This is a genomic window from Nonomuraea sp. NPDC048826 (assembly GCF_043198225.1).
GTDB lineage: Bacteria > Actinomycetota > Actinomycetes > Streptosporangiales > Streptosporangiaceae > Nonomuraea.
In genome coordinates, this window is sequence record NZ_JBICUQ010000010.1 from 85,398 (window position 1) to 111,252 (window position 25,855).

At 71.6% G+C, this 25,855-nt stretch carries 23 protein-coding genes; 15 read left to right on the forward strand and 8 right to left on the reverse strand.

Annotated features, from left to right (window positions below):
* Positions 1–91 precede the first annotated feature (91 nt).
* The 6 genes from argG (at position 92) to ACGFI7_RS33215 (ending at position 5,868) form a co-directional block, all read left to right on the forward strand.
* A complete protein-coding gene (gene argG / locus ACGFI7_RS33190; protein WP_393411570.1) occupies positions 92–1,537 on the forward strand; it encodes an argininosuccinate synthase in 1,446 nt (481 codons plus the stop codon).
* Positions 1,538–1,582: 45 nt separating this feature from the next.
* Entirely contained in the window at positions 1,583–2,527 is a 945-nt protein-coding gene (locus ACGFI7_RS33195) for a GlxA family transcriptional regulator (RefSeq protein WP_393411572.1), read from the forward strand.
* A 66-nt stretch (positions 2,528–2,593) separates the two neighbouring features.
* Positions 2,594–3,169, forward strand: coding sequence for a dienelactone hydrolase family protein (locus ACGFI7_RS33200; protein ID WP_393411574.1), 576 nt, complete (start codon positions 2,594–2,596; stop codon positions 3,167–3,169).
* A gap of 223 nt (positions 3,170–3,392) precedes the next feature.
* Positions 3,393–4,226 (forward strand): hypothetical protein, encoded by an 834-nt coding sequence (locus tag ACGFI7_RS33205; RefSeq protein ID WP_393411577.1) that lies wholly within the window; start codon positions 3,393–3,395, stop codon positions 4,224–4,226.
* Between the two features lie 72 nt (positions 4,227–4,298).
* The gene (locus tag ACGFI7_RS33210) at positions 4,299–4,778 is read left to right on the forward strand and encodes a hypothetical protein (protein WP_393411579.1); all 480 of its coding nucleotides are present in this window, start codon (positions 4,299–4,301) and stop codon (positions 4,776–4,778) included.
* Complete coding sequence (locus ACGFI7_RS33215; RefSeq protein ID WP_393411581.1) at positions 4,753–5,868, forward strand: hypothetical protein; 1,116 nt, start codon at positions 4,753–4,755, stop codon at positions 5,866–5,868. The genes ACGFI7_RS33210 and ACGFI7_RS33215 overlap by 26 nt, the downstream gene beginning before the upstream one ends.
* On the opposite strand, the gene ACGFI7_RS33220 is transcribed toward ACGFI7_RS33215, so the two are convergent.
* Positions 5,810–6,412, reverse strand: coding sequence for a methyltransferase domain-containing protein (locus tag ACGFI7_RS33220; RefSeq protein ID WP_393411583.1), 603 nt, complete (start codon positions 6,410–6,412; stop codon positions 5,810–5,812). The two genes, ACGFI7_RS33215 and ACGFI7_RS33220, sit on opposite strands and share 59 nt — an antisense overlap.
* Before the next feature lie 46 nt (positions 6,413–6,458).
* On the opposite strand from ACGFI7_RS33220, the gene ACGFI7_RS33225 reads away from it, so the two are divergent.
* Positions 6,459–6,932: a MerR family transcriptional regulator gene (locus ACGFI7_RS33225; RefSeq protein ID WP_393411586.1), complete on the forward strand. Its 474-nt coding sequence runs from the start codon at positions 6,459–6,461 to the stop codon at positions 6,930–6,932.
* Here ACGFI7_RS33225 and ACGFI7_RS33230 read toward each other — a convergent pair.
* The 3 genes from ACGFI7_RS33230 to ACGFI7_RS33240 all read right to left on the reverse strand — a co-directional run bounded on the left by ACGFI7_RS33230 (position 6,913) and on the right by ACGFI7_RS33240 (position 10,689).
* A complete protein-coding gene (locus ACGFI7_RS33230; RefSeq protein WP_393411588.1) occupies positions 6,913–7,722 on the reverse strand; it encodes an NAD(P)H-binding protein in 810 nt (269 codons plus the stop codon). The genes ACGFI7_RS33225 and ACGFI7_RS33230 overlap by 20 nt on opposite strands.
* A gap of 40 nt (positions 7,723–7,762) precedes the next feature.
* Positions 7,763–8,944: a hypothetical protein gene (locus ACGFI7_RS33235; RefSeq protein WP_393411591.1), complete on the reverse strand. Its 1,182-nt coding sequence runs from the start codon at positions 8,942–8,944 to the stop codon at positions 7,763–7,765.
* 113 nt (positions 8,945–9,057) lie between these two features.
* The gene (locus ACGFI7_RS33240; protein ID WP_393411593.1) at positions 9,058–10,689 is read right to left on the reverse strand and encodes a dolichyl-phosphate-mannose--protein mannosyltransferase; all 1,632 of its coding nucleotides are present in this window, start codon (positions 10,687–10,689) and stop codon (positions 9,058–9,060) included.
* Between the two features lie 85 nt (positions 10,690–10,774).
* Here ACGFI7_RS33240 and rsmI point away from each other — a divergent pair, with 85 nt between their 5' ends.
* On the forward strand, positions 10,775–11,623 hold the full coding sequence (gene rsmI / locus ACGFI7_RS33245) for a 16S rRNA (cytidine(1402)-2'-O)-methyltransferase (protein WP_393411596.1): 849 nt from the start codon (positions 10,775–10,777) through the stop codon (positions 11,621–11,623).
* Between the two features lie 10 nt (positions 11,624–11,633).
* Positions 11,634–13,220, forward strand: coding sequence for a dolichyl-phosphate-mannose--protein mannosyltransferase (locus tag ACGFI7_RS33250; protein WP_393411599.1), 1,587 nt, complete (start codon positions 11,634–11,636; stop codon positions 13,218–13,220).
* Here ACGFI7_RS33250 and ACGFI7_RS33255 read toward each other — a convergent pair.
* Positions 13,114–14,700, reverse strand: a complete 1,587-nt coding sequence (locus ACGFI7_RS33255; protein ID WP_393411602.1) for a hypothetical protein — start codon at positions 14,698–14,700, stop codon at positions 13,114–13,116. The genes ACGFI7_RS33250 and ACGFI7_RS33255 overlap by 107 nt on opposite strands.
* Before the next feature lie 99 nt (positions 14,701–14,799).
* Between ACGFI7_RS33255 and ACGFI7_RS33260 the strand changes: the two genes are divergently transcribed.
* From ACGFI7_RS33260 to ACGFI7_RS33275, 4 genes are all read left to right on the forward strand, one after another.
* A complete protein-coding gene (locus ACGFI7_RS33260; RefSeq protein WP_393411605.1) occupies positions 14,800–16,029 on the forward strand; it encodes a glycosyltransferase family 2 protein in 1,230 nt (409 codons plus the stop codon).
* Between the two features lie 87 nt (positions 16,030–16,116).
* Positions 16,117–17,898 carry a methionine--tRNA ligase gene (metG, locus tag ACGFI7_RS33265; protein WP_393411608.1) on the forward strand — a complete coding sequence of 594 codons (1,782 nt, stop codon included), beginning with the start codon at positions 16,117–16,119 and terminating at the stop codon, positions 17,896–17,898.
* A 4-nt stretch (positions 17,899–17,902) separates the two neighbouring features.
* Entirely contained in the window at positions 17,903–18,757 is an 855-nt protein-coding gene (locus ACGFI7_RS33270) for a TatD family hydrolase (protein ID WP_393411611.1), read from the forward strand.
* Between the two features lie 82 nt (positions 18,758–18,839).
* Positions 18,840–19,748 (forward strand): ubiquitin-like domain-containing protein, encoded by a 909-nt coding sequence (locus ACGFI7_RS33275; RefSeq protein WP_393411614.1) that lies wholly within the window; start codon positions 18,840–18,842, stop codon positions 19,746–19,748.
* 34 nt (positions 19,749–19,782) lie between these two features.
* Here the strand turns inward: ACGFI7_RS33275 and ACGFI7_RS33280 are convergent, their stop codons facing one another.
* Positions 19,783–20,976, reverse strand: a complete 1,194-nt coding sequence (locus tag ACGFI7_RS33280) for an FG-GAP repeat protein (protein WP_393411617.1) — start codon at positions 20,974–20,976, stop codon at positions 19,783–19,785.
* Entirely contained in the window at positions 20,973–23,135 is a 2,163-nt protein-coding gene (locus ACGFI7_RS33285) for a protein kinase (protein WP_393411620.1), read from the reverse strand. Before ACGFI7_RS33285 ends, ACGFI7_RS33280 begins: the two co-directional genes overlap by 4 nt.
* A gap of 91 nt (positions 23,136–23,226) precedes the next feature.
* Between ACGFI7_RS33285 and rsmA the strand changes: the two genes are divergently transcribed.
* Both rsmA and ACGFI7_RS33295 read left to right on the forward strand, forming a co-directional pair.
* Positions 23,227–24,075, forward strand: coding sequence for a 16S rRNA (adenine(1518)-N(6)/adenine(1519)-N(6))-dimethyltransferase RsmA (rsmA, locus tag ACGFI7_RS33290; protein WP_393412159.1), 849 nt, complete (start codon positions 23,227–23,229; stop codon positions 24,073–24,075).
* A 479-nt stretch (positions 24,076–24,554) separates the two neighbouring features.
* A complete protein-coding gene (locus ACGFI7_RS33295) occupies positions 24,555–25,196 on the forward strand; it encodes an NlpC/P60 family protein (protein WP_393411623.1) in 642 nt (213 codons plus the stop codon).
* A 73-nt stretch (positions 25,197–25,269) separates the two neighbouring features.
* Here the strand turns inward: ACGFI7_RS33295 and ACGFI7_RS33300 are convergent, their stop codons facing one another.
* Entirely contained in the window at positions 25,270–25,674 is a 405-nt protein-coding gene (locus tag ACGFI7_RS33300; RefSeq protein WP_393411626.1) for a hypothetical protein, read from the reverse strand.
* Positions 25,675–25,855: the final 181 nt, after the last annotated feature.

The following is a 25,855-nucleotide window of genomic DNA, read 5'->3' on the forward strand; positions in this document are numbered from 1 at the left end:
CCAGGCGATCCGCGACTGACGCAAGGTGATGGAGTGCTAGTTGGGAGGGGGGCTTTGCATAGCCATGCGTCACAATGCATACTCTTCTCTTATGTCCAAGGTTCTCACCTCTCTGCCCATCGGCGAGCGTGTCGGCATCGCCTTCTCCGGTGGTCTCGACACCTCCGTCGCCGTCGCGTGGATGCGCGACAAGGGCGCCGTGCCGTGCGCCTACACGGCCGACATCGGCCAGTACGACGAGCCTGACATCGCCTCGGTGCCCGGCCGCGCGCTGGCGTACGGTGCCGAGCTCGCCCGGGTGGTCGACTGCCGTGCGGTGCTGGTGGAGGAGGGGCTGGCCGCGCTCGCCTGCGGTGCGTTTCACATCCGCTCCGGCGGGCGTGCCTACTTCAACACCACGCCGCTCGGCCGCGCCGTCACGGGGACCCTCCTCGTACGGGCGATGCTGGAGGACCAGGTGCAGATCTGGGGCGACGGGTCGACGTTCAAGGGCAACGACATCGAGCGGTTCTACCGCTACGGCCTGCTCGCCAACCCGCACCTGCGGGTCTACAAGCCCTGGCTCGACGCGGACTTCGTGTCGGAGCTCGGCGGGCGCAAGGAGATGTCGGAGTGGCTGCTCGCCCACGACCTGCCTTACCGTGACAGCACCGAGAAGGCGTACTCGACCGACGCCAACATCTGGGGCGCCACCCACGAAGCCAAGACGCTGGAGCACCTCGACACCGGCATCGAGACCGTCGAACCGATCATGGGCGTGCGGTTCTGGGACCCTGAGGTCGAGATCCCGGCCGAGGACGTGACCATCGCCTTCGAGCAGGGCCGCCCGGTGACGATCAACGGCAAGGAGTTCGCCACCGTGGTCGACCTGGTCATGGAGGCCAACGCCATCGGCGGCCGGCACGGCCTGGGCATGTCCGACCAGATCGAGAACCGGATCATCGAGGCCAAGAGCCGTGGCATCTACGAAGCGCCCGGCATGGCGTTGCTGCACGCGGCGTACGAGCGGCTGGTCAACGCGATTCACAACGAGGACACGCTGGCGTACTACCACACCGAGGGACGGCGGCTCGGCCGGCTCATGTACGAGGGCCGCTGGCTCGACCCCCAGTCGCTGATGCTGCGTGAGTCGCTGCAGCGCTGGGTCGGCACGGCGGTCACCGGCGAGGTCACGCTGCGGCTGCGGCGCGGCGAGGACTACTCCATCCTCGACACCTCGGGCCCGGCCTTCAGCTACCACCCCGACAAGCTGTCGATGGAGCGTACGGAGGACTCGGCGTTCGGCCCGGTCGACCGGATCGGCCAGCTCACCATGCGCAACCTCGACATCGCCGACTCGCGCACCCGGCTGGAGCAGTACGCGAGCCTCGGCATGGTCGGCACCTCGCACTCCGCGCTCATCGAGGCCCCGGCGGCCCCGACCGAGCTGATCGGCGACATGCCGGAGGGCGGCGCCGAGGCCATCGCCTCGCGCGGCGACGTCGCGGACGACGACGAGCTGCTCGACCGCGCCGCGATGGAGTTCGGCACCGACTGATCACGCCGTCGCGTCTCGAACAGCGGTGTGCGTACACTTCCGGACATGCACACCGTGGCACTCGCCCTGTACGAGGGGGCCATGCTGTTCGAGGCGGCCGCGGCCTGCGAGGTCTTCGGGATCGACCGGTCCGACCTGGCCGACCCGTGGTACGACTTCCGCGTGTGCGGGCCGAGCCGGGGCCGGGTGGGCGACTGGCTGCGGGTGGACACGCCGCACGGGCTGGACGACGTCGCGGGCGCGGACACGGTCGTGGTCGCCGCCTGCGACGTGGAGCAGGGGCCGCCGGCCGACGTGGTGGAGGCCGTACGGGCCGCCCACGAGCGCGGCGCCAGGATCGTGGCGCTGTGCACCGGCGCGTTCGTGCTCGCCGAGGCCGGGATCCTGGACGGGCGGCGGGCGACCACCCACTGGATGCACGCCGAGCTGCTCGCCACCCGTCATCCCCGCGTCCGCGTGGACCCCGACGTGCTCTACATCGACGAGGGGACCGTCCTGACCTCCGCGGGCAAGGGGGCGGGGATGGACCTGTGCCTGCACGTCGTCAGGAAGGACCACGGGGCGGCGGTGGCGAACGCGCTGGCCCGCCGCCTCGTCGTGCCGCCGCACCGGGCCGGCGGTCAGGCGCAGTACGTCGCCGCGCCGGTGCCGGACGACGCCGGACAGTACGAGCTCGCCGACGTGCTCCAGTGGGCGCTGGCCCGCCTGCACGAGCCGCTGACCGTGCGCGATCTCGCCCGCCGCGCCGGGATGAGCACCCGCAACCTCGCCCGCCACTTCAACCGCGCACTCGGCGTGACCCCGCTGCACTGGCTGCACGCCCAGCGCGTGCACCGGGCCCAGGAACTGCTGGAGACCACCGACGCCGGGATCGAGCAGATCGCGGCCCGCACCGGGATGGGCACGGCCACCACCCTGCGCAGGCACTTCACCCGGTCCGTCGGCGTGGCGCCGGACACCTACCGGCGGACCTTCCGCGCGCCCGCCTGACTCACTCCGAAACTGTCCGTGGCATAGGGCATGCTGTGGGCCTCTGCGGGCGGTGAAAGGGGAGTCATGGCCGAGGTGCTGGTGTTCCATCATGCTCAGGGGCTGACGTCCGGCGTGCGGGAGTTCGCGGCCGAGCTCAGACGGGCGGGCCACACCGTCCACGTGCCCGACCTGTACGAGGGGCGGGTGTTCGAGACGCTCGACGCGGGCATGGGCTACGCCCAGGAGGCCGGCATCGGCGCCATCATCGAGCGCGGCCGGTCGTTCGCCGGGTGGCTGCCGGGCGAGCTGGTCTACGCGGGGTTCTCGCTCGGGGTGCTGCCGGCGCAGCAGCTGGCCCAGACCAGGCCGGGGGCGCGGGGGGCGCTGCTGTTCCACTCGTGCGTGCCGGTCACCGAGTTCGGCGACGCGTGGCCTGAGGGGGTTCCGGTGCAGGTCCACGGCATGGAAGGCGACCCGTTCTTCGCCGGCGAGGGCGACCTGGAGGCGGCCCGCGCCCTCGTGGAGTCGGTCCCCGACGCGGAGCTGTTCCTCTACCCGGGCAAGGAGCACCTGTTCGCCGACCGCGGCCTGCCTTCCTACGACGAGCCGGCGGCCGAGCTGCTCCTGGAGCGCACCCTCGGGTTCCTCAGCCGCTGGTGAGCTCGTCGTAGCACAGGGCCCCCTGCATCGCGGACGGCCTTTTCGGATGATCATGGCAGTGCCAAGGTCGTCATGGCGCATGTACGGAGAAAACGCCTGGCGAGTCGCCAGGTGGCGGGCGTAGGTTCCTGAGCTGTGGCCACGTGAGATCGCCTGCGACGAGTCCGGCTCGGAGGGGGAGAAGCTCGTCGGCGGCAACACCGCCGTCTTCACGCACGCGGCCGTGCTGCTGAGCGCCGAGGTCGCCGCGGCGTGCGTCCGCGAGGCCCGCGCCCGCATCCGGTCCCCGGCCACCGAGTACAAGGCGGGCCACCTGTTGCGCGGCAAGCACCGCGCGGTCCTGGTCTGGCTCCTCGCCCCCGGCGGCCCGATCCACGGGCGGGCGCGGGTGTTCCTCGCCGACAAGGCCTTCTTCGCCGTACGGAAGGCCGCCGACCTCATCGCCGGGGACGTGGCGTCCGTGGGGGTGGGCGGGGACGACACGCTCGCCAAGGAGCTCTACCGGGAGGGCCCGGCGGTGCTCGGGCCGGGGCGGTTCACGGCGTTCCTGGAGTCGTTCAACGAGGTGATGCGCAGGCGGGCGCCCGCCGAGCCGTTCCTCGCCGCCGTCGGGGAGCTCGCGGAGGCCGGCGGCCGGGTGGGGGAGATCATGCGCCTGCTCGCCGGGGCCGGGGAGCCGCTGGCGGCGTTCCTGGCGCGGCCGGGCGCGATGCCGGTGCTCGACCCGCTGATCCCGGCCCTGGTCCGGGCGGTCGTCCACTGGGGGCGCGACGGGCGGCCGGTCTCGATCCTGCACGACGAGCACAACGGGCTGACCGAGGAGCGCGTCGCGCACCTCAAGCGGGTGGTGGACCTGGCCGGGCTGCGGCTGACCGACTCCTTCCACGAGCCCCGGGTGCAGGTCGCCGACTTCCTGGCGGGAGTGGGCCGGCGGATCGCCGAGGACGCGCTGGGCGGGCACGGCGACCCTGAGCTGGTCACGCTGCTGCGCCCGTACGTGGACCCGGCCTCGATCTGGGGCGACGAGCGGAGCTGGGCGCTGCTCGCCCCTCGCTAAATGCCTTGACGCCGCTCCTGGATAGTGTCACTATCTAAGTGATGGATAGCAGCACTATCTAAGGAGATGCTCATGGCACTCGTCCCGATACTCGCCACTCTGGTGTTCCGCCTGCTGGGCGCGTTCGGGGTCCGGCGCTTCGCGACCTGGCACGTCAGCGCCGCGCACGGGCTCGCGGTCTTCCTCGTCCTCACGGGCAGCGCCCACTTCGCGACCGAGAACAGCGGCTTCCCCACCACCCACGCCGACCTGGTGGCGATGGTGCCGCCGATCGTGCCGTTCCCGGCCTTCATGGTCTACGCGACAGGCGTGCTGGAGCTGCTGGGCGCGGCCGGGCTCGTCCTGGCCCGCACCCGCCGGGCCGCCGGGCTGTGGCTGGCGGTGATGTTCGTGCTGCTCCTGCCCGCCAACGTGTACGCCGCGCTGGCCGGGCAGGACGTCACCCCGCTGTGGCTGCGGGTGCCCGAGCAGGCGCTGTACATCGCGCTCGCGCTGTGGGCCGCGCTCGGGACGCGTACGGTGGATCATGCCGGAGACCGCGTGCACGCCTGAGCGGGCCACCGGCGGCCTTCCCCCGACACGACCTGGAGGCGTCGGCATCGTGGCTCCCGAAGCCCGTACCACGCACGCGAACACCACTCTGGCCTGGGGCATCGTCGCCAGCGCCGTGCTCACCGGGCTGGTCTGGCTGGCCGGGCAGCGGCTGGGCGGCACCGAGCTGCTCCCCGACCAGGGGGCGTCCTGGTACTACTGGAAGCTGCCCGAGCCGACCGTGTGGACCCGGCTGTCGGCCTGGGCAGGCTACGCGGCCCACCAGCTCGCGTTCTGGGGGCTGATCTACTACGCGCAGACCCGGGTCCGCCGCTACACCGGCGGCCTGCACCGGGTCAACGTCGTGGCCCTGGCGGTCAACTTCGGGTTCATCCTGCTGCACCAGGCGCAGACCCAGGTGTTCTACGACGGGCTCGCGCAGGACGTGTCCATCTTCAGCTCGCAGGCCTCGGTGGTGCTCCTGCTGATCGTGGTGCTGCTCATGGAGAACCGCCGCCGCGGCCTGTTCGCCGGCCGCCCGGCGCCGATCTCCGCCGAGGTCACCTCCTTCGCCCGGCGCTACCACGGCTACCTGTTCAGCTGGGCCGCCGTCTACACGTTCTGGTACCACCCGATGGAGACGACGAGCGGCCACCTGATCGGGTTCTTCTACATGTTCCTGATCCTCCTGCAAGGCAGCCTCTTCCTCACCCGTGCGCACACGAACCGCTGGTGGACCGTCACCCTGGAACTGCTGGTCGCCGCGCACGGCACGCTGGTCGCCTTCATGAACAGCGGCCCCGACGGGGCATGGCCGATGTTCCTCTTCGGCTTCCTCGGCGTGTTCGTCCTCACCCAGATGCACGGCCTCGGCCTCGTCGCCACCACCCGCTGGATCCTGGCCGCCTGTTACGTGGGCGCTGTGCTCGCGGTGTACGCGGTACGCGGCATCGGCGACGTGACCCAGGTGGTGCGCGTCCCCACCATCGAGTACCTGCTGGTGGGCGTGCTGGCCGTGCTGCTGTGGGCGGTGCTGCGCCTGCTGCGCCGCTCTACGCGGGAGGACGTCGGGCGACGAAGGCCGTCAGGTGGGGGAGTTCGTGGCGGGTGACGTCGGCGAACACCTCGCGCAGGGCCGTCGTCAGCCTGGCCAGTACCTCGTCCGGCAGGCGCAGGTTGCGGGCGAGGCGGGCCGGGGCCCGGCCGCCGTGCCAGGCGATCACGACGCGGCCGCCCGGTCTGGTGATCCGGTGCAGTTCGCGCAGGCCCGGTTCCAGCCGCGGCCAGATGGCGACGTTGTTGACCGACACCACGCAGTCGAACGCGGCGTCCGGCTGCCCGGTGCGGTCGGCGGAGCCCAGTGCGGGCTGGGTCCCGGGGGCCTTGCGGGCGGCGAGGGCGCGCATCTGGGGTGACGGGTCGACGCCGGCCACCCGCGCGGCGCCCGTACGGCTCAGCAGGCGCAGCAGGGCGCCGGGGCCGTAGCCGACCTCCAGGACGTGTTCGCCCGGGCGGATGTCGAGCAGGGGCAGCAGGTCCCGCTGGCGGTTGGTCCAGAGCATGACGCGGCCGGCCAGGCTTCCCTTGAGGCCGGTGGGGACGGCGAAGGACGAGTCGTGTTCGCGGCCGGTGACCCAGGATGTCGTGGTTCCCATGCACGACAGCAAAGCGGTTCAAGCCGACTTGAAGTCAAATGGTGGCATGGACGAATTCATCCCGATCGGTGAGGCGGCTCGGATGCTCGGCATGAACGCCTCCGCGCTGCGTTACTACGAGGAGCGCGGGCTGGCCCCGTCCGCCGGGCGCCGGCAGGGGAGGCGCGTGTACGGCAGGGAGGAGCTGCGGCGGCTGGTGTTCCTGCAGAGCGCGCAGCGGCTGGGCATCCCGCTGGACACCGCCGGCGCGGTGCTGGAGGCCCCGGGGGAGCAGTGGCGAGCCACCGTGGAGGAGCGGATCGGGGAGCTGGAGGAGCTGATCGAGCGGGCCAGGACGGCGCGGGAGTTCCTGCGTCACGCCCTCGAGTGCCCGGCCGAGCATCCGGTGCGCGAGTGCCCGTTCCTGCGGGAGATGCTGGACCGGATGCTGGCCGGGCTCACGCTGGAGCAGGTCGCGGCCGAGCACGGCCTCGTGGACGCCCCGCCCGCCGGCGCGGGCTCTAGAACCACGCCGACTTGACGTACTCGGAGAAGTCGCGCGGTTCGCGGCCCAGGACGCGCCGGACGCCGTCGGACAGGTGGGCGTTGGCTCCCGAGGCGATCGACGCGAACAGCCGGTTGACCAGCGCGATGTGGTCCGCGTCGTAGCCGCGCGCGGCGAGCCCGGCGGCGTGCTCCGACGCCGGGACCGGCACGTACGCGATCCGGCGGCCGGTCGCGGCGGCGATCTCGCCGACGGCGTCGCCGAACGACAGCAGCCGCGGCCCGGACAGCTCGTAGGTGCGCCCGGCGTGGCCGTCGCGGAGCAGCACCTCGGCCGCGACGTCGGCGATGTCGTCGGCGTGCACGAACGGCTCCAGGCCGTGGCCGGCGGAGAGCTCGACCAGGCCAGCGTCGACCGGGTCGCTCAGCATCGGGTCCTCGCTGAAGTTCTGGGCGAACCAGGTCGGCCGCAGGATCGTCCACGCCCCGCCGGACGCCTTGACCGCCCGCTCCGAGGCCAGCAGGCGGTCGTCGCCGAGCTTGGGCCAGTCGCGGGACGACAGCAGCACCAGCCGGCGCACCCCGCGGGCGACCGCCGCGCCGGCGAACGCGGCCAGCAGCCCCGCCGCCTCGGGCCCCTGCGAGTCCACCAGGTAGGCGGCCGAGACGCCGGCCAGGGCCGGCTCCCAGGTGTCGTGGTCGTACCAGTCGAAGGGGAACTCGCCGCGCCGGGAGGCCGCGCGCACCCCGGCGCCCCGCGCGCGGAGCCGGGCGGCGACGCGCCGGCCGGTCTTGCCGGTGCCGCCCAGCACCAGGATCGTCGGCATGCCTTCAGTCAACACGCCGGCCCACCCGGGAGGAACCCGATCAGGCGGCGTTGACGTATTTCCTCGGCCGCAGCGCGTGCGCGCGCAGCGCGGCCAGGGCGGCGAACTGGCCCGCCCAGGTCAGCCGCACCGCCAGCGGGTCGGCGAAGGCCAGGTCGAGCGCCGCGAGCTGGTCGACCAGGCGGGCCAGCGCGGCCGCCACGTCCTCCGGCCCCGAGGCGGCCTGCCAGCCTTCGCCGCCGACCACCTCCGCGACCTTCTCGCGGAGCTGCGCCGGGGACATGAGCACCCCGTCGGCCAGCAGCATGAGAGCCGCCTCCCGGACCGACAGCTCGAACTCGTCGCCCCTGGCCAGCAGCAGCCTGGTCACCGCGTCCCACATGCGCTCGGGCGAGGCGAGCAGCTTGCGGCCGTGGTCGGTCACGGTCAGCCGGGCGCCGTCGCGGCTCAGCGCGCCCAGCTCGTGCTCGGCCAGCTCGCGCAGCCGCAGCGCCGTGGGCGACGGCGCCAGCCGGAGCGGCAGCGTGCCCTCGGAGGCGGCCAGCGACAGCAGCCGGTGGAGCGTGGGGAGCGGCTGCGGCGTCACCGGCGCGTGCAGCCGCACCTCGAACGGCTGGGCCAGCTTCCGCCTGGCCGGGCCGCGGCCCAGCACCCAGCGGTTCAGCCGCTCGCCCTGGACCCGGTGGAGCCAGCTGTCGCCGCCCAGGTCGGCACGCGGCTCGGTGAGCCAGCGGCGGGTGAGCGCGACCCGGTCGACGGTCTCGCCGGCCAGGATGGCGAGCTCCAGGGCCGCCGAGCAGGCCACGTGGGCGCCCAGCTCCTCCGGCCCCATGATCATGCTCCACTGCAGCTCGGGCACATCGGGCGGGAGCACGCCCGTCTCCTCCAGCGCCTGGTGGTAGGCGCGGGTGCCGGCGTCCTCGCCGTCTCTCGCGTACGTGCGCAGGATCCGCGACGTGGTCTGCGACGTGCACAGCGCCGCGTAGCGTTCGAGGCCGCCGAGCTGCAGCAACCGCCCGAGCGAACGGGCCAGCCGCTCGTGGTCACCCCCCACCTTGAGCGGCAGGGTGTACCAGAGGAACTCGCAGACATCGAGCTGCGTCACCGTCTCCAGCGGCTCGCCGCCGGTCAGCCACTCGACCGCGGTCCTGGCCTCGTCGGCGAGGTCCGGCTCGGACCGCTCCAACTCCGCCAGCAGCGCGGCGACGTCCGGTGCACTCATGCCTCGAAGTTTGCCGTATGGACCCCAGCCCTGACGATGACCGAATCCCGTGCGTATTGGGTCTAGCACAGCGACTACCCTATGAAATCACTATGTAATGGACGGTGACCGGACTAGATCCATCGTTTGTCGAAGAGCATCCTGGCCTTCCACTCCGCGTAGGGGATCAGTTCGGCCGACAGTACAGGATGCAGCCACCAGAAGTTGATCAGTGCGAGCAACGCGAACCCGCCGACCGCCGCCGCCCCGTACGTGCGCCGGGCCGGCGGTCTGCCGTCGGCGTCCGGCGTGGCCGGTCCTATCAGCCATCCGGCACAGAGCGTGATCGCCAGGATCATGAACGGCACCATGGGGATCGCGTAGAACAGGAACATCGTTCGGTTGTTCGCGAACGCGAAGTAGAACCACGGCAGCCAGCCCATCGCGTAGGCCAGCAGCACCGCCCCGGCCCGCCAGTCGCGGCTGGCGACGTACCACGCGATCAGCGCCACCAGCGCGGCCAGCGCGCCGAACCAGATCACCGGCGTGCCGACCCCGAGCACCGCCTCCGAGCACGAGGAGGCCCCGCAGCCGGTGCCCTCGCCCTCGTAGTGGAAGGCCACCGGGCGCAGCAGCAGCGGCCACGTCCACGGCTCGGACATGTAGGGGTGGGACGTCTCCAGGCCCTCGTGGAAGGTGAAGACCTGCCACTGGTACTGCACCCAGGAGCGGGCCGAGTCGAGCAGGAAGTAGAACGGGCCGGAGGAGGTGGCCTGGTCCCAGTTGCGGCCGTAGCCGGTCGAGGTCGCGAACCAGCCGACCCAGGTGACCATGTAGGACACGAACGGCACCGCGGCCAGGCCCACCAGCGCGTTGGGCACGTCCTTCGCCAGCGCGCCGCCGTACGGCGAACGCAGCCCGACGGCCCGGCGCGCCCCGAAGTCCCACATCACCGACATGACGGCGAAGGCGACCGCGAACGCCAGCCCCGACCACTTCACCGACATGGCGAAGCCCAGGCACACCCCGGCGGCGATCCGCCACGGCCGCGCCCCGAGGTAGGGGCCCTGCGGTGACAGCGGCGAGGTCTCGTACCAGTCGACCAGCCGCTCGCGGGCCCGGTCGCGGTCGACGACCAGGCAGGCGAAGGCGGCCAGCACCCAGAACATGAGGAAGATGTCGAGCAGCGCCGTCCGCGACAGCACGAAGTGCAGCCCGTCGAGCGCCAGCAGCAGGCCGGCGAAGCAGCCGAGCAGCGTCGAGCGGGTCATCCGCCGCGCCACCCGGGCCAGGACCAGGATGGAGAGGGTGCCGATCACCGCCGCCGCGAACCGCCAGCCGAACGGGTTCATCCCGAACAGCCACTCGCCCGCGCCGATCATCCACTTGCCCAGCGGCGGGTGGACCACGTAGGAGGCGCACGGGTCGAGGTTGCCGTCGGCGCACTTCTGGAAGATGTCGGTGTTTCCGCCCAGGACCGCCTTGTCGGCGTCCTTGATCGTGGTGCGCTCGACGCCCCAGTTGATCAGCGAGAAGCCGTCCTTGGCGTAGTAGGTCTCGTCGAAGACCACCGCGTGCGGATACCCCAGGCCGACGAAGCGGAGCACACCGCCCAACAGGGTGACGAGCAGGGGGCCGATCCAGCCCCACAGCACGCTGCCGCGCAGCGGCGGGATCACCCGGTCACGCACGGAAAGCGCGCGGGGACTGCTCTCGTCAGACCCCGGCTCGCCGGAGGTCTGGTACGGGAAATCGGTCACCGCCATTCGGCCATCGTACGGGGCGCGAGCCGATGCCCACCAAGAAACACGGCTCAATCGGACCTTCCGCTACGGCTGCCACAATGGCCGGATGACGGGTGAGGGCAGGTTGGTGCTGGCGGGCGCGCCGATCGGGCAGGCGGGCGACGTGTCGCCGCGGCTGCGCGAGGCGCTGGCGGACGCCGACGTGGTGGCCGCGGAGGACACCAGGAGGCTGCGCAGGCTGGCCGGCGAGCTGGGGGTGGAGATCGGCGGCCGGGTGGTGTCCTACTACGACGCCAATGAGGCCGCCCGCGCCGGGGAGCTGCTGGAGAGCCTGCGGGAGGGGCGCACGGTCGTGGTCATCACCGACGCGGGCATGCCCGGCGTCTCCGATCCCGGCTACCGGCTGACCCGCCTGGCCGTCGAGGCCGGCATCACGGTCACCGCGCTGCCCGGCCCGAGCGCCGTCACGACCGCGCTGGCCGTCTCCGGCCTGCCCAGCGACCGGTTCTGCTTCGAGGGCTTCCCGCCGCGCAAGGCCGGCGACCGGGCCCGCCGCCTGGAGGCGCTGGCGGGTGAGGAGCGCACGATGGTGTTCTTCGAGGCGCCGCACCGGCTGGCCGACTCGCTGGCGGCGATGGCCGGCGCGTTCGGCGCCGACCGTCAGGCGGCCGTCTGCCGCGAGCTGACCAAGACGTACGAGGAGGTGCGCCGCGGCGGGCTGGGCGAGCTGGCCGCCTGGGCGGAGGCCGGCGTCAAGGGCGAGATCACCGTGGTGGTCGCCGGGCACACCGCCGTCGCCGGGGAGGCCGACCTGCCGGCGCTCGTGAGCGAGGTGGACCGGCGGGTGGCCGCGGGCGAGCAGCGCAAGACGGCCGTAGCCGACGTGGCCAAGGCGGCGGGCGTGCCCAAACGCGAGCTGTACGACGCGGTTCACAGGCGTTCCGCCACCCCATAGTGTGCCCATCGTGAGGAACTGGGGGGTTTCGCGCCACAGCATCATCCCGCCGATGCAGGAAGGCGCGCTCTGGGGGTGGTTGGGGCCGATCGCCGTCGCGGTCTTCGGCGGCATCCTCCGCTTCGCCGACCTCGGCCGGCCGCGCGCGGTGGTGTTCGACGAGACCTACTACGTCAAGGACGCGTACGCGCTGCTCCGGTACGGCGCCGAGCGCGCGATGCTCGGCGACTCCGACAACCCCGTCGCCGACCAGCGCCTCATCGCCGGCAACCTCGACATCTTCCGCCAGTGCGCCGACGCCGACCAGTGCGCCTCCTACGTGGCGCACCCGCCGCTGGGCAAGTGGATGATCGGCGCGGGCGAGTGGCTGTTCGGGATGAACCCGTTCGGCTGGCGGTTCGCCGCCGCGCTCGTCGGCACGCTGTCGATCCTCATGCTCGCCCGGGTGGCGCGGCGGATGACCCGTTCGACGCTGCTGGGCTGCTTCGCCGGGTTACTGCTGGCGCTGGACGGGCTGCACTTCGTGCTGTCGCGGACGGCGCTGCTCGACATCTTCCTCATGTTCTGGGTGCTGGCGGGCTTCGCCTGCCTGGTCGTCGACCGCGACAAGGCCCGCGAGCGGCTGGTCGACTGGTGGGAGAGCGCAGCGATCTCCACCACCGGGCCGCGGCTCGGGCTCCGGCCGTGGCGGCTGGCCGCCGGCGTCTGCCTCGGCGCGGCGTGCGCGGTCAAGTGGTCGGGCGTGTTCTTCCTGATCGCGTTCGCGGTCCTGAGCGTGGTGAGGGACCTCGGGGCCAGGCGTGCCATCGGGTTGCGGGAGCCGTACCGGGGGGCGTTCTCGTACGACCTGCCGCCCGCGGTGGCCGCGTTCGCGGCGGTGCCCGCCATCGCGTACGTGCTGTCGTGGACCGGCTGGTTCGTCACCGACTCCGGCTGGGGGCGCGGCTGGGACCAGGCCACCTCGTCGGGGCCCGTCTTCTTCGTCGTCGACTCCGTGCGGTCGTGGCTGAAGTACCACGTCCAGGTGCTCGGCTACCACAGCGGCCTGGACGACTACCACCCGTACATGTCGGAGCCGTGGACCTGGCCGGTGCTCTTCAGGCCCGTGTCGTTCCACTACCCGACCGGCCTGCCGCCGTCCGCCTGCGGCGCCGACGCCTGCTCACAGGCCGTGCTCGGGGTCGGCACCCCGGCCCTCTGGTACGGATCCGCGCTCGCCCTGCTGGGCTGCGTCGCGTGGTATGTCTCAAGCCGTGACTGGCGGGCCGGGACGGTGCTGCTGGCCTACGCGGCGGGCTGGCTGCCCTGGTTCTACTACGCGATCACGCAGAACCGGACCATGTACCTGTTCTACATGATCCCCTTGGTGCCGTTCATGGTGCTGGCCACCACGCTCATGGCCGGGCGCCTGCTCGGCAAGGCCGACGCGCCGCCGCCGCGCCGGGCCGCGGGGGCGGCGGCCGTGGGCGCGTTCGCGCTGATCGTGCTGATCAACTTCTGGTGGCTTCATCCGGTGCTGTCGGCTGAGACGGTGACGCAGTCGGAGTGGTGGGCTCGGATGCTGATGAGCTCGTGGGTGACACCCGCGCCCAAGTGATGCCGCGGCGCAGCGCGATGGCCGCGGCGACGCAGGCCAGCGGCACCGCGGGAAGCACGTAGCGGTAGTCGAACTCGGCCGTCGCGGCCGGGGCCAGCAGCAGCCCGAACGCCCCCAGCCAGGGCAGGACCACCGGCCCGCCCAGCTTGCGCCAGCGCACCGCGACCCCGTACAGGCCGATGAGCATGATGCCGCCCAGCATGATGCCCCGCAGGTAGAACACCTTCTGGTAGCCGCTCATGATCTCCGCCCAGGGCGAGACGATGCGCGTCTCCGGCGGCCCCTGCTCGTAGGCGAACGCGTCGGTGTCGGTGCGGCCCTGGTAGGACGGCCAGTTGGGCAGCCGCTTCGGGTTTCCGGTGCTGTCGAGCTCGTAGTAGGGCGTGAACTCGTACATGTTGTAGGTGGCGGCGTCGGGGAAGCGCGGCCGTCCCCAGTGGAAGCTGCGCAGGAAGTCGCGGAGCACCACCTGCAGGTAGTCGCCCGGCTGGGAGGTGATCGCGCGCATCGCGAACGCGCTCGCCGCCTCGTTGGTGATGTCGGTGAACTTCTTGCCGGTGCCCCAGCGGTGGAGCACCTCGCCGGTGCCCTCGCCGTCGCCGCTGCCCTGACCCCACAGGTACCACTGCGCGTAGTCCTTGCGCTCGCTGACCGGGTCGTTGATGCAGAGCAGGACCAGCTCGACCTCCTTGTAGGGGTCGATGTTCATCTTCTCGCAGTCGGCGAAGATCGCCGTGCGCATGTAGAGGATGAGCCCGTCGCTGTTGGTCATCGCGAACTTGCCGTGGGCGGAGGCGAACCAGCCCATGTAGGCCGCCACCGGGATCGCGCAGGTGGTCAGCACGGCCACGATCGCCTTCCAGCCGGTGCGCTTGATGAGCAGGTAGACCAGCACCAGCGCGAGGATCGGCAGGCCGATCGAGCGGGTCAGCCAGGTCAGCGCCAGCAGCAGGCCGACCACGGCGCCCACCTGCCATGACATCCGCCGGTGCCACAGCACCAGCGTGATCACGGCCACGACCAGCAGGGTGAACTGCGTGTCCGACATGATCAGCTGTTCGAGCTGGATCTGGTAGGCGTCGAACAGCACCGGCGCGGCGGCCAGCGTGGCCCCCCACTTCGGCAGCCCGAACCTCCGGTGCAGCAGCGCGTAGATCAGCACCGCCGTGGCCAGCCCCATGAGGTGCTGGGTGAAGGTCACCAGGGCGAAGCTGTCGAACGGCCTGAGCAGGAACAGCCAGAACCCGTAGCCGTCAGGCCTGATCGGGTGCGGCCTGGGGTGCAGCGCCACCGACACGTACTCGTAGGAGTCGTTGAACCACATCGCCGGGCCGTAGCCGAGCATGGTGACGACCCGCAGCAGCGCACCCCCGGCGAAAGCTGCGGCGAACACCCGATGACGGCCGAGGAACGCCAGCACGCGTGCCGTCCGGCCTGGGGCGGAGTTGTCCACAGCGGTGTCCTCCGCGACGCTCACCATGCTGTAAAGAATGCCAGTCGTTTGGGTGACATGCCGCGACCATTGCCGGGCACACGGCATGATGGTGTGCTGGAAGTGCCTTAACTGAAGGGTTGAGACGTGGAACTGACGGTGGTCATGCCCTGCCTCAACGAGGCCGAGACCGTGGAAGTCTGTGTGCGCAAGGCCCTGGCGTGCATGGAAGAGCACGGCATCGAGGGCGAGGTGCTGATCGCCGACAACGGCAGCACCGACGGGTCGCAGCAGCTCGCGCGCGACGCCGGGGCCCGGGTGGTCCACGTTGACGAGAAGGGCTACGGCAACGCGCTCATGGGCGGCATCCGCGCCGCCCGGGGCAAGTATGTGATCATGGGCGACGCCGACGACTCCTACGACTTCGGCTCGCTGCTGCCGTTCGTGGAGCAGCTGCGCGAGGGCGCCGACCTGGTGATGGGCAATCGCTTCAAGGGCGGCATCGCGCCGGGCGCCATGCCCCCGCTCCACCGCTATCTCGGCAACCCGGTGCTCTCGTTCGTCGGGCGGCTGTTCTTCCCGTCGCGGATCGGCGACTTCCACTGCGGGCTGCGCGGCTTCCGCCGTGACTCCATCATGACCCTCGGTCTGCAGACCGGTGGCATGGAGTTCGCCAGCGAGATGGTCGTGCGCGCCACGCTGGCCGGCTACGACGTGCGCGAGGTGCCCACCACGCTCTCGCCCGACGGCCGCTCCCGCCCGCCCCACCTGCGCTCCTGGCGCGACGGCTGGCGTCACCTGCGTTTCCTGCTCCTCTACAGCCCCAAGTGGCTCTTCTTCTACCCCGGCATCGCGCTGATGATCATCGGCCTGGTCGCCGGCACCGCGCTGACGTTCGGGCCGGTCAAGATCGGCCAGCTGGCGTTCGACGTCGACACGCTCGTCGGCGCGTCGGCCGCGGTGGTGATCGGCTTCCAGTCGGCGCTGTTCGCGCTGTTCACCAAGGTGTACGCGGCCGAGGAGGGCTTCCTGCCCGAGTCGCGGCGGGTGCGCAAGCTGATCAGCATGGTCACGTTGGAGCGCGGCCTGGTCGTGGGCGGCCTGCTGGCCCTGGCCGGTCTCGCCGGCCTGGTCATGTCGCTGGTCCACTGGCAGGTGCGCAGCTGGGGCGCGCTCGACCCGCGCGAGTCGCTGCGCATCGTGGTCCCGGCGGCCACCGCGCTCATCATGAGCTTCCAGACGATCTTCGCGTCGCTGTTCGTCAGCATCCTCGGCATCCGCCGCACCCGCGAGTCGTCCGTCGACGTGGCGGCCCGCGCCGCCGAGGAGGCGGCCGAGGCCCTCACCCGCGAGGAGAGGTCCGCGGGCACGCACTAGCGATCGCGCGGCCACGCGCGAGCGATCGCGGGCGCGCACGAGCGATTCGGTTCGAGACGCGCGGCGGCGGCCCGTAGGCTTGGACTCATGTCCCAGCACATTCTGACCGCCGTCGCGTGGCCGTACGCTAACGGCCCCCGCCACATCGGGCACGTCTCCGGTTTCGGCGTGCCGTCCGACATCTTCAGCCGCTACCAGCGGATGGCGGGCAACAAGGTGCTGATGGTCTCCGGCACCGACGAGCACGGCACACCCATCCAGGTGCAGGCCGACAAGGAAGGCGTCACGGCCAGGGAGCTGGCCGACCGCTACAACCGGGTGATCGCCGAAGACCTCACCGGGCTGGGGCTCTCCTATGACCTGTTCACGCGTACGACCACGCGCAACCACTACGCCGTCACCCAGGAGATCTTCAAGGGCCTCCACGCCAACGGCTACATCTTCCCGAAGACCACGATGGGTGCCATCTCCCCGTCGACGGGGCGCACCCTCCCCGACCGCTACATCGAGGGCACCTGCCCCATCTGCGACTATGACGGCGCGCGCGGCGACCAGTGCGACAACTGCGGCAACCAGCTCGACCCGATCCAGCTGATCAACCCGGTGAGCCGCATCAACGGCGAGACCCCGGTCTTCGTCGAGACCGAGCACTTCATGCTCGACCTGCCCGCGTTCGCCGAGGTGCTCGGCACCTACCTGCGCTCCAAGCAGGGCGAGTGGCGGCCCAACGTGCTCAAGTTCGCCCTCAACCTGCTCGGCGACCTGCAGCCGCGGGCCATCAGCCGCGACCTCGACTGGGGCGTGCCGATCCCGCTCGACGGCTGGCGAGACCAGCCCAACAAGCGGCTGTACGTGTGGTTCGACGCGGTCATCGGCTACCTGTCGGCGTCCATCGAGTGGGCCAGGCGCTCCGGCGACCCCGACGCCTGGCGTCAGTGGTGGCAGAATCCCGACGCCCGCGGCTACTACTTCATGGGCAAGGACAACATCGTCTTCCACGCCGAGATCTGGCCGGCGATGCTGTTCGGCTACAGCGGGCAGGGCGACCGGGGCGGGAAGCCGGGCTCGCTCGGCGCGCTGGACGTGCCCTCCGAGGTGGTCTCCAGCGAGTTCCTGACGATGGAGGGCAGGAAGTTCTCCTCCTCCCGGCAGGTCGTCATCTACGTGCGCGACTTCCTGGCCCGCTACGACGCCGACGCGCTGCGCTACTACATCGCCGTGGCCGGCCCGGAGAACCAGGACACCGACTTCACCTGGCAGGAGTTCGTCAACCGCAACAACGGCGAACTGGTGGCCGCCTGGGGCAACCTGGTCAACCGGTCCATCTCCATGGCGGCCAAGAACTTCGGCGCCATCCCGGAGGCCGGTGACCTCACCGACGCCGACCGGGCGCTGCTGGAGCGCTCGCGCAACACGTTCGGCCCCGTCGGCGCCGAGCTGGGCCGCTCGCGGTTCAAGAACGCCATCACCGAGGCGTTCGACGTGGTCCGCGACGCCAACCGCTATCTCGCCGAGCAGGAGCCGTGGAAGCTCAAGGGTGACCCGGAGCGGCAGAAGTCCATCCTGCACGTCGCGCTCCAGGTGGTCGACGACGCCAAGACGATGCTGACGCCGTTCCTGCCGGGCTCGTCCAACAAGGTCCACGAGATGCTCGGCGGCGAGGGCGTCTGGTCCGGCATGCCGGAGATCCGCGAGGTCGACGAAGACGGCGGCGTCGCCTACCCCGTCATCACCGGCGAGTACGACGGCGCGGCCCGCTGGGAGCACCGGCCGATCAAGCCCGGCACCCCGCTGGCGCCGCCCGTGCCGCTGTTCAAGAAGCTCGACCCGAAGGTCGTCGACGAGGAGCTGGCCCGGCTGGAAGGCTGATCCCGTGACCAAGCTCCCCGCCCCGCCCGAGCCGCTGTCCACGCCGGTGTTCGACAGCCACTGCCATCTCGACGTCATGGTGGGCGACCGGCAGGCGTCCTCGGGCGACCCGGTGGCCCAGGCCGCGCAGGCGGCCTCGGCCAGTGTGAGCGGCATCCTCGACGACGCCCGCGCGGTGGGCGTCACCCGGCTGGTGACGATCGGCTACGACCTGCCGTCCTCGCGGTGGAACGCCAAGGTGGCGGTCGCACATGCCGACGTGTACGCCGGTGTGGCGATCCATCCCAACGAGTCGCACGCCTCGACCCCGGAGGCGCTGGCCGAGATCGAGGAGCTGGCCGGGCGGCCGGAGGTGCGCGCGGTCGGCGAGACCGGGCTCGACTACTTCCGCGACTGGGCCTCCAGGGACGACCAGCACGCCAGCTTCCGCGCGCACATCGAGATCGCCAAGCGCACCGGCAAGGCGCTGGTCATCCATGACCGTGACGCGCATGACGACGTGCTCAAGGTGCTGGCGGCGGAGGGGGCGCCGCCGGTGGTGGTGTTCCACAGCTTCTCCGGTGACGCGGATCTGGCCAAGAAATGCACCGACGCCGGATATTTCATGTCATTTTCCGGGCCTGTCACGTACAAGAAGAACGACGCGCTCCGGGAGGCCGCCCGCGTCGCGCCCGCCGAGCTGCTGCTCGTCGAGACCGACGCGCCCTACCTCCCGCCGGTGCCGCACCGCGGCAAGCCCAACGCGCCCTATCTCGTCCCGATCACGCTGCGTTGCATAGCCGAGGTCAAGGGCGTCCATCCGGACGAGCTGTGCGCGGCCGTCAACGCCAACGGAGTCACGGTTTTCGGCGAGTGGTGACCAGGTTTTCGTGAAGTGGTGATGGCGGTCCCGCCGCTCTCATTACTGTCGGGCGCCTCAGGAGACGTACCGGAGGTCGCCCGTGCGTGGAAAGAGGCGTGCCCCGCGCCCCCGCATCCCGTGGCGCTCGCCGTGGACGCCGCTGGCGTGCCTGGCGAGCGTGCTGGCCACCGGCGCCATCGCCGTCCTCGGCGGGATGGCCAAGGACGTGGTGCTGATCGTGGACGGCCGCCGGCAGGAGGTGCGCAGCTTCGCCGCGTCCGTCCGCGAGCTCCTCGCCGACCAGGGCGTGCCGTTCGGCGACGGCGACCTGGTACGGCCCGGAGCCCAGGCGCCGCTGGCCGACGGCGTGCGGATCGAGGTCCGGCACGCCCGGCCCCTCACGCTGACCGTCGACGGCCGCACCAGCCACCGTCTGGTCACCGCCACGACCGTGCACGACGCGCTGGCCGAGCTGGACCTGGCCGCACTGGAAGGCAGGCTGTCCGCGCCCCGGTACGAGCCGGTGCCGCTGTCGGGCATGGCGCTGACCATCTACACCCGGCGCAAGGTGGTCATCGTGGCCGACGGCTCGCGCCGCGAGGTGAAGACCACCGGCAGGACCGTCCGGCAGGTGCTCAGGCGGGCCGGCGTCGCGTACGCGCCCGGTTCGCAGATCCGGCCGCCGCTGTCCGCCTTCCCCGCGGGAGGCACGGTCATCACCGTGCTGCCGCCCCGTACCGAGCCCGTCCAACCGGCCGTCATGGCCCTCCACTGGGACGCGCTCGCCCGCTGCGAGTCGGGCGGCGACCCCACCGCCTACAACTCCAGCGGGCCCTATTACGGGCTCTACCAGTTCAGCCTGCCGATGTGGCAGCTCGTCGGCGGCGCCGGCATGCCGCACGCCTGGCCGGCGGAGGAGCAGACCTACCGGGCGCAGCTCCTCTACCAGCGGTTCGCCGGCGAGTGGCAGAGCCAGTGGCCGAACTGCGGTGCGCACCTGTTCGGCTGACGGCGACCTACGACGTCATCGCCGGCCGGCCCGGCTAACCGAGCGAGACGCCGAAGTCGGCCCCCTTCGGCGGCTGCACCGGCCGCAGCCCGTCGGAGTTGCGCGCCGCCACCATGACCTTCCCGTACGGAACCGCGTCCGGCTGCCCCACGAACAGCTTGTTGCCGCCGAACACCAACGAATACCCGAACAACCCCGCCGCGGGCGGCATCCGCCGGTCGTCCTTGCCGTCCTTGGCCGTGACCACCCGGACGCCGCCGCCGTACGGGGCGCCGATGGCCAGCCTGCCGTCGGCCGAGGCGGCCAGCGAGAACCCGAACGCCTCCTTGCCCTCCTGCCGCACCCGCACCGTGGGGGCCAGCTTCGCGTCGTAGAGCTGCACGTAACCGACCCCCGGCACGCCCACGGCCGGACCGGCGCCGTCGACCCAGGCCACCGCGTACCCGTACTTGTCGCCCGACTTGGCCGTCGGCGAGTCCAGCTTCGTACTGACGATCTTCTCCGCCAGCACGTCCTGGACGACCACCACCGAACCCGAGTCGACCTTGCCCGAGTCCACCTGCTGACCCAGCCCGTCGTCGTTCTCGTACGGCACCCCGACCACCACGCCGTTGCCCGGCCCCATGGCCAGCGAGTAGCCGAACTGGTCGCCCACCTCGCTGTTGCCCCGCACCTCTTCCGTGGACTGGGTGACCCGGCGCAGGCCGCCCCGGTCGCCCTTCCGCACGTAGATCGCCCCGGCGTCCGCCAGGTCGCCGTCGTCCTCGTACGGCGCCCCGATCACCACGAGATCGCCGCGCGCCGCCACCGACCAGCCCAGCCGGGCGCCGCGCTGCGGCTGCTCCGCCACCAGCCGCTCGGGCTTCGCCGCGCCGCCACCGTAGATCACGTACGCGGCGCCCGCGTCCGCGCTGCCGTCCACGTCCGTGTACGGCGCGCCCACGATCAGGTCGGCGCACTCGTCGGCGTTCACCTTCGCCAGCCGCACCGACCAGCCGAACGCGTCACCCTCCGCCAACCCCTGCACCGTCACCGGGATCGCCTTGTCCCCGGAGATGACGTGCACCGCGCCCTTCTGGCCCTCCGCGAACGGGTCGCCCGCCGCGACGTCGTCCACGCCGTCGCCGTCGAAGTCGCTCACCCCGGAACACGCCGCCGCGGCCGCGTGCGGGACCCCCAGCCCGGCCGCGCACACCAGGAGCACCAGGACCATCGAACGGATCTTCACAACTGGACCTCGATCTGCTCGCCGTCCTTCAGCATCGTCGCCGACAGCTCCACCGGCTTGCGGTACGGCGGCAGGTCGAAGACGAACACCCCGTCGATCCGGTCGCCCGGCGCGATGGCCGCGACGTTCAGGCCGCCGTCGATCGGGTCGTGCCGGCCGCCCCGGTCGTCACGCAGGCTCACCACCGGATCGCCGATCTCCCGCAACCGGCCGCCCGGGTTCAGCATCACCCAGCGCAGCACGCACAACTGGCCCTGCGCCTGCGTCCTGTCCTCGTACTGCTGCAACCCGCACTGCGGCGCCTCCGGCACGATCACCACCGGATCGTCGAACGCCGGCCCGACCGCGAACCGCCGGCCGACGTCGTTCGGCTGCGCGGAGGCGGTGGGGGAACCGGTCGCGGCGGTGCGGGACGCGCTGTCGCGGCCCGAGGTCACGATGAGCACCGCCCCGGTCACCGTGATCGCCAGCAGCGCCGCGGCGGCCGCGATCAGCCACCTGGTGCTGCGCGGACGCTGGTAGACCGGGTCGGTCGGCGGGTTGTCCGGAGGCGGGATGGTCGGGGCGGGCCGCTCCTGGACGTAGTTGGCGGGCTGCCAGCGGGCCAGCTCCTCCCGCACCGCCAGCTCCTCCCGCCTGGCCAGCTCCGTCACGGACACCGGCTCCTCGGCGGCGTCGGCGTACCGGGGATCGGTCTGTGTGGCGTGCGGGGGGCCCTGCCTGAGCGTGGCGCCCGGCCTTTGACCGGGTGGGGTGCTGTTGCCGCGGCCGTCCACCGAGGTGGCCGCCTCGGCCGCCGGGTCCGGCTCGTTCACCGTCGCCGCGCGGTCGTGCTCGTCCCGGGCGGGCGCGTCGGCCTGGTCCCGCGGCGGGGCGCTGGCGTGATGCTGCGCCTGCCCGGCGAACTCCCCGCCCGATAGGGAACCGCCCGGTACGGAGCCGCTTGGTAGCGAGACGCCCGGTACGGAGCCGCTTGGTACGGAACCACCTGGTACGGAACCACCTGGTACGGAACCACCTGGTACGGAGACGCCCGGTACGGACCCTCCCTGTACGGGAGGACCGCTCGGAACGCGGCCTGGACCCGGGCCGCTCTGAGAGCTGCCCGGCGGCGTGGACTCGTGCGAAGGGGGACCCTCCTGGCGGCGGGGCGGGATCGACCCCGCGCGCCCCTTCCCCGAAGGGTCCCTGTCCACCATCGTGTCACTGGGCGGCGGCGTGGTGAAGGTCGCCGTGATGTCCGGCTCGTCCACCACGTTCCTGGGCGGCTCCCATTCCGCCATCAGGCCGGGCGCCACCAGCGTCGGCGGGTTCACCGACGCCGCGGGCGCGGGCGCGCTCCCGCCGACCAGCGCGATGAGCAACTCCTGGGCCGTGGGCCGCTGCTCGGGCTCCATCGCCGTCGCCCGCCGGGCCAGCTCGTTCAGCGGCGCGGGCAGCGCACCCAGGTCAGGCTGGGTGTGCAGGACACGGGTGGCGAGTGTGATGGGGTCGCCCCGGCCGAACGGATGCCGCCCGTTGCCCGCGTAGGCCACCAGGCATCCCCACGCGAAGATGTCCGCCGCCGGAGTGACCACGTACCCCTTGACCTGCTCGGGAGCCCACCATCCCGGGCTGCCCAACAGCTCCCCGGACATGGTGAAGCCCGTCTCCCTGTCGAGCGCCCTGGCGATGCCGAAGTCGATCACCCGCGGCCCCGACAGCGAGAGGATCACGTTGGCCGGCTTGAGATCGCGGTGGACCAGCCCGGCCACGTGAATGGCCGCCAGCGCCGCCGCCACCCCCAGCGCCACACCGTGCAGCGGCCCCGGGTCCAGGGCGCCGAAGCTGGATATCTGATCGGACAGCGGCGTGCCCGCGATGTACTCGGTGACCATGTAGGGCCGGCCGTCGCCGGTGTTGCCGTTGTCGAGCACCTGCGCCGTACAGAAGGACGCCACCCGCCGGGCGTTCTCCACCTCGGCGTGGAAACGGGCCGCGAACCCGTCCTGGTTGGCGAACTCCGCCTTCACGACCTTGACCGCGACGAACCGCCCCGTGGGCGCGCGGGCGAGGAAGACGGTCCCCATGCCGCCCTCGCCCAGCCGCCCGAGCAGCCGATATGGCCCGATCTCCCGTAAGTCCGTCGGGCGAAGCGGGGCGGCGCCCGTTGGCTCCATGAGGGATGTCCCTTCCTGTTCCACCCATCCTCCCCTCACCCGGCCCCCACGCGCCATCGCAGGTTCTTCGATGCGCGACACTTATTGGATGATGAGGCTCCTGGGCCCAGCAGAAATACGTATTTTGGCGAACAAGCTAGATCTGCGCCCCACAAAAAAGCTAGGCCAGAACTTCGTGATCGACGCTGGCACCGTCCGCCGCATCGTCCGGGTGGCCGAGCTGACCGCCGACGACGTGGTCATCGAAGTGGGCCCCGGCCTCGGCTCTCTCACCCTGGCGCTGCTGCCGGAGGCGAGCCACGTGGTGGCCGTCGAGATCGACCCGGTGCTGGCGACGCAGCTGCCGGAGACGGTCGCGGGGCGCGGCCTCGCGGACAAGCTCACGGTGATCCAGGCCGACGCGATGAAGGTGACGCCCGCCGAGCTGTCCGGCCACACCCCCACGGCGCTCGTGGCCAACCTGCCCTACAACGTGGCGGTGCCGGTGGTCCTCCACCTGCTGGAGGTGCTGCCCTCGCTGCGCAAGGGCCTCGTCATGGTGCAGTCCGAGGTGGCCGACCGGCTCGCCGCCGCACCGGGCTCCAAGGTGTACGGGATCCCGTCGGTCAAGGCCGCCTGGTACGCCGACGTCCGCAGAGCCGGCCCCGTCGGACGCTCGGTCTTCTGGCCGGTGCCGAACGTCGACTCCGGCCTGGTCTCCCTGATCCGCCGCGACCCGCCGCCGACGACCGCCTCCCGCGAGGAGGTGTTCGCCGTCATCGACGCCGCCTTCGCCCAGCGCCGCAAAACCCTCCGCGCCGCCCTCGCCGGCTGGGCGGGCACCGCGGCGGCGGCCGAGCAGGCCCTGCGCGCGGCAGGAGTGGACCCGTCGGAACGCGGCGAACAACTGGACATCCACGCCTTCGCCCGCATCGCCGAACACAAACCCGACCCGGCGTAGTCGTTGGTGTTGGTGTTGGTGTTGGTGTTGGTGTCGGTGTTGGTGTTGGTGTCGGTGTCGGTGTTGGCGTCGGCGTCGGCGTAGCGACGCCTGCGTCGGATCTTGAGGGCCGCTTGCGGCGGGCCGCCGATAGAAATTCTTTTGGGGAACCCCCTCGGGTTGCGCGCCGTTATGCGTGCCTGTGGCCCGCTGGACTCGCCGTAATCAGGGTGAAGACCGGCCGGTGGGACGCGGAAAGGGTCCTGGCCCGGGGGAAGCGGAAAAGGGTCCTGGCCTGGGGGAATGGGAAGGGGTCCTGGCCTGGGGAAGCGGGGAAGGGTCCGGGCCTGCGGCAAAGCGGGAGAGGGGCCTGGCCTGCGGGACGGGGGAATGGGTCCTGGCCTGTGGACAACCGTGGTTTTCCCCAGAACCCAGTTCGGCGCCTTGGCGGCTGCTCCGCTCGGATGATCCTGGCCTCCCCGATCACGAGGAGGCCGACCTTGAAGTCACGTACCTGCCTGCTGGGGCTCGCGCTCGCCGGCGGGCTCGTCTGCGTCACCGCCCCCGCCCGGGCCGCCACCCCCTGCCCCGTCATCCTCGGCGGCGGCTTCTTCGATCACCCGTCCCTGTGCCGTCTCGTCGTCAAGACGCCGAGCCTTCCCGAGATCAGTCCTGTCACGAAGGTGGGGCGGGTGATCGAGCCGAGACCCGGCGCGCGGCCGAAACGCCGCGCCAAGGGCGAGGTCGCGGCGACCGCCGCCCTGGCGCGGATCGGCACCCCGTTCGCGTGGGGCGGCGGCTCCCGATCGGGGCCCACCCGGGGCATCGGCAGAGGAGCCGGCACCGTCGGCTTCGACTGCAGCGGCCTGACCCTCTACGCATGGGGAAAGGCCGGGGTCCAGCTAGGTCACTACACCGGCGCCCAGTTCCGCCAAGGCCGCCGCGTGCCCAGGTCCGGGCTCCGCAAGGGTGACCTGGTCTTCTTCGGCGGCGGCACCGGCGACCCCACCCACGTCGGCCTCTACCTCCAGGCCGGCCTCATGGTGCACGCACCCAAGACAGGCGACGTGGTCAGGGTCGTCCAGTTCCTCCGCTCGCCCTACTTCCGCTCGGTCTACCGCGGCGCGGTCCGCCCGGGATGACGCCGGGTGACGTGCGTCCCGGTGGAGAGTGCGGCCTGCTCTCCACCGGGTACGTCCTTGCTCGTCGACGCCGTCAGGCTCCGGTGCACATCCGCCAGTCGATGTCGCCGTCCCCGTTCTCGTCGATGTCCTCCCAGTCGATGTTGTCGTCGTTCATCCACCCGTACACCGAGGTGCCGGCCACGCGCACCCACCACCACCGGTTCCCGTAGGCGTTGTAGTGGGCGCAGCCGAAGTAGACCCTCGTCCCAGTGGTCAGGCGGCGCACGTTGCCGCAGTGGGCGTACGGCGCGACCTTGAGGTTGAAGTTGCCGTTCATCCGGCCGCCGCCTTCACCGTTGTACGGACGGGCGGGGCTGACGCACGCCGGCGCGGTGGCGGCGTGGGCCGCCGGTGCGGGCACGGTGGGCAGGGCGGTGAGGGTGAACGCGGCCGTCATGACGGCGGCGGAGAGGGCCGTGGTCCGTTTGCTTCGCACAGGTTTCCCTTCGACGGTGTTCATGGTGCTCCGGGGACCCGGAGACCGGCGGCCAGCCTCGGCACATCAAAGCCCGGGCACCGTCGGACGAACCAGGACGTTAAGCAGGATGTTTCATCTGACGCGGCCCTCGCCGTCGTGCGGGAACCGGCGGGAGCAGGGCCGATACGATGGAGTGTCC

Excerpts from the sequence above, each read along its gene's own strand:
- rsmI (WP_393411596.1), top strand. The coding sequence starts at position 10,775 with ATGACGGGTGAGGGCAGGTTGGTGCTGGCGGGCGCGCCGATCGGGCAG.
- argG (WP_393411570.1), top strand. The coding sequence starts at position 92 with ATGTCCAAGGTTCTCACCTCTCTGCCCATCGGCGAGCGTGTCGGCATC.
- ACGFI7_RS33210 (WP_393411579.1), top strand. The coding sequence starts at position 4,299 with ATGGCACTCGTCCCGATACTCGCCACTCTGGTGTTCCGCCTGCTGGGC.
- ACGFI7_RS33200 (WP_393411574.1), top strand. The coding sequence starts at position 2,594 with ATGGCCGAGGTGCTGGTGTTCCATCATGCTCAGGGGCTGACGTCCGGC.
- metG (WP_393411608.1), top strand. The coding sequence starts at position 16,117 with ATGTCCCAGCACATTCTGACCGCCGTCGCGTGGCCGTACGCTAACGGC.
- ACGFI7_RS33240 (WP_393411593.1), bottom strand. The coding sequence starts at position 10,689 with ATGGCGGTGACCGATTTCCCGTACCAGACCTCCGGCGAGCCGGGGTCT.
- rsmA (WP_393412159.1), top strand. The coding sequence starts at position 23,227 with ATGAGGCTCCTGGGCCCAGCAGAAATACGTATTTTGGCGAACAAGCTA.
- ACGFI7_RS33220 (WP_393411583.1), bottom strand. The coding sequence starts at position 6,412 with ATGGGAACCACGACATCCTGGGTCACCGGCCGCGAACACGACTCGTCC.
- ACGFI7_RS33230 (WP_393411588.1), bottom strand. The coding sequence starts at position 7,722 with ATGCCGACGATCCTGGTGCTGGGCGGCACCGGCAAGACCGGCCGGCGC.
- ACGFI7_RS33195 (WP_393411572.1), top strand. The coding sequence starts at position 1,583 with ATGCACACCGTGGCACTCGCCCTGTACGAGGGGGCCATGCTGTTCGAG.
- ACGFI7_RS33215 (WP_393411581.1), top strand. The coding sequence starts at position 4,753 with ATGCCGGAGACCGCGTGCACGCCTGAGCGGGCCACCGGCGGCCTTCCC.
- ACGFI7_RS33285 (WP_393411620.1), bottom strand. The coding sequence starts at position 23,135 with ATGGAGCCAACGGGCGCCGCCCCGCTTCGCCCGACGGACTTACGGGAG.
- ACGFI7_RS33225 (WP_393411586.1), top strand. The coding sequence starts at position 6,459 with ATGGACGAATTCATCCCGATCGGTGAGGCGGCTCGGATGCTCGGCATG.
- ACGFI7_RS33255 (WP_393411602.1), bottom strand. The coding sequence starts at position 14,700 with ATGGTGAGCGTCGCGGAGGACACCGCTGTGGACAACTCCGCCCCAGGC.
- ACGFI7_RS33235 (WP_393411591.1), bottom strand. The coding sequence starts at position 8,944 with ATGAGTGCACCGGACGTCGCCGCGCTGCTGGCGGAGTTGGAGCGGTCC.